This window comes from Pedobacter sp. 10L46_2, assembly GCF_056395165.1.
Genome location: NZ_JBFTIZ010000532.1, coordinates 1 through 2,303 on the forward strand (window position 1 = coordinate 1; position 2,303 = coordinate 2,303).

Here is a 2,303-nt window from a genome sequence, read left to right on the forward strand (position 1 = left end):
CTATGGATCCAATTTAGTTGTGCCTGATTACGGACAAGCTCCTTATTTTAATGATGACTTTGCTTACTTTCAGCAAAAAGTACCAGGTGTTTATTTTTTCTTAGGTGGTTCTAATATTGAAAAAGGAATTGTAGCAATGAATCATGCACCTAATTTTAATGTTGATGAAGAAAGTATAAAAATTGGTGTCAGAAGTTTTTCATCCTTAATTATGGAAAGACTAAACGATAAAAAATTATACCAAAAAGGAAAGTAGAATACAATCTGTATATTAGGAGTTACTAATCACACACGCTCATGCAAATCCACAAAAAGAGACTTTTCATCCTGCTTTTATGCGCTCTTATACCCGTAGTAAGGTTATGTGCACAAACGTTGCCAGACGCTATTACAAAAAAGATAGATGGTTTATTTACGAAATGGAATACGCCGAATACACCCGGCTGTGTGATTGGGATTGTACGCAATGATTCGTTGATTTATGCTAAAGGTTATGGCCTGGCCAATATGGAATATGGTGTGCCCAATACTCCAGAAACCATTTACCATATGGCATCTGTTTCTAAGCAGTTTACGGCTTATGCAATTGTTTTGCTTGCCCAACAGGGGAAACTTAAGCTAGATGACGACATCCATAAACATCTTCCCTGGTTCCCGGATCTGAAAGAAAAAATTACGATCCGGAACTTACTGAATCATACCAGTGGCATAAGAGATCAATGGCAATTGCTGGCCATATCGGGCACCAGACTCGATGATGTAATTACACAGGAGCACATTGTTAAAGTGCTGAGCAAGCAACAGGCACTGAATTTTAAACCGGGTGAAGAGTATAGTTACTCTAACAGTGGTTTTACCATGCTAGCTGAAATTGTAAAATCTGTTACAGGCAAAACGCTTAGACAGTTTACAGATTCTGTTATTTTCAAGCCTCTGGGAATGAACAGTACACACTTTCATGATGATTATACGGAGGTGGTAAAGAACCGGTCTTACTCGTATTACCCGCGGGAAGGCGGTGGTTTTAACAATAGTATTTTATCGTACTCAAACGCAGGAGCAACCAGTCTGTTTACCAATGTTGACGATATGGCTAAATGGGTAATGAACTTTTACAAACCTACGGTGGGTACGGCAGAGGACATTAGACTATTAACGCAAAAGGGGAAATTTAATAACGGCAAAGAATCTGACTATGCATTGGGAATTGTTAACAATACCTACAAAGGGTGGAGGCACTGATCTAAAAATGGGTTTTATTGTTTTTAGCAACGTTGGGGATTTTAATCCTGGTGGTAAAGGTTACGAAATAGCTGATCTTTTTATTAAAGATACCACCGCAAAAGCAACTAAGCCAGAGGCCAAGCCAGTTGATACCAATAAAGCCGTATTAAAAGACATTACAGCTGCTAAAAAATTCGAGGGTAATTATATTGCTGATGATGGGGCACAGTTTGGTTTTAAATTGAAGAACCAAAAATTGTATTGGGACAGGTATGGCCGGTCTGACGTTTTATTAGAAGCCGAAAAGGGTACTTTTATGGTTGCTTCTTCACCTGATGTTAAATTTCAGTTCAGCACAGCAAAGGGAGATACCGTTGTTAAGCAATGGTGGCCTGATGGGAAACGTTCTTTGATTAAGTACGCAGTTAGCAATCAAACAGATAAGCAGTTGCAGGCATATGCAGGAACGTATTATTGTCCGGAACTGGACTGTAAATACGGCATTGTTTTAAAAGGGCATGATTTGATATTAACGAATAGCAAATACGAGGATAGTAAATTAAAGCTTATAGGAAAGAATCATGCTGGTACTGACTATTGGTGGATGGGTCATCTAAAAATGCTACGTGACAATAAAAATCAGATCATAGGTTTTGAAGTTAATGATGGCAGGATTATGCATTTGCGGTTCAATAAAATAGAGTAATTTATTTATACCAATAATGTTGGTCTATTCTGGTGATCCCGGGTTTGCCTATATCGGTTAATATTCTTCTTGCGCCGACAAGTGTAGCGCTTTGCCTGCCATCATAATTGTCGGCAGAGGGTACAAGACTGTTTATTCTGACCATTCCAGCCGCCTGGATAAACTCGCCCTTGCCCATATAAATGGCAGTGTGAGTTACCCTTCCATCATTGAATCCTCTGCGTTTGGCTGCCGAAAAGAACAACAGATCTCCGGGTTGCAGATTTCTTAAACACTTATCTACGCTAATGCTGTCGTTTTCTAGAACATCAACTGGCTGACCAATTAAGGCTTGTTGAGAGGCATCACGCGGGATAATCACGCCATTTAGAAA

At 39.3% G+C, this 2,303-nt stretch carries 4 protein-coding genes; 3 read left to right on the forward strand and 1 reads right to left on the reverse strand.

The genetic code is table 11. From position 1 onward, the window contains the following. The 3 genes from AC1DDX_RS27530 to AC1DDX_RS27540 form a co-directional block, all read left to right on the forward strand. On the forward strand, positions 1-256 hold a 256-nt coding region (locus tag AC1DDX_RS27530; RefSeq protein ID WP_477623048.1), incomplete at its 5' end, for a M20/M25/M40 family metallo-hydrolase. A 41-nt stretch (positions 257-297) separates the two neighbouring features. After that, positions 298-1,242 (forward strand): serine hydrolase domain-containing protein, encoded by a 945-nt coding sequence (locus AC1DDX_RS27535; protein WP_477623049.1) that lies wholly within the window; start codon positions 298-300, stop codon positions 1,240-1,242. Further along, positions 1,196-1,930: a hypothetical protein gene (locus AC1DDX_RS27540; protein ID WP_477623050.1), complete on the forward strand. Its 735-nt coding sequence runs from the start codon at positions 1,196-1,198 to the stop codon at positions 1,928-1,930. Before AC1DDX_RS27535 ends, AC1DDX_RS27540 begins: the two co-directional genes overlap by 47 nt. 1 nt (position 1,931) lies before the next feature. Here AC1DDX_RS27540 and AC1DDX_RS27545 read toward each other — a convergent pair. Then, positions 1,932-2,303 (reverse strand): C40 family peptidase (locus AC1DDX_RS27545; protein ID WP_477623051.1); only part of this gene is annotated, 372 nt, incomplete at its 5' end.

Coding starts and splice junctions, on each gene's coding strand:
- AC1DDX_RS27535 (WP_477623049.1), top strand. CDS start 298: ATGCAAATCCACAAAAAGAGACTTTTCATCCTGCTTTTATGCGCTCTT.
- AC1DDX_RS27540 (WP_477623050.1), top strand. CDS start 1,196: ATGCATTGGGAATTGTTAACAATACCTACAAAGGGTGGAGGCACTGAT.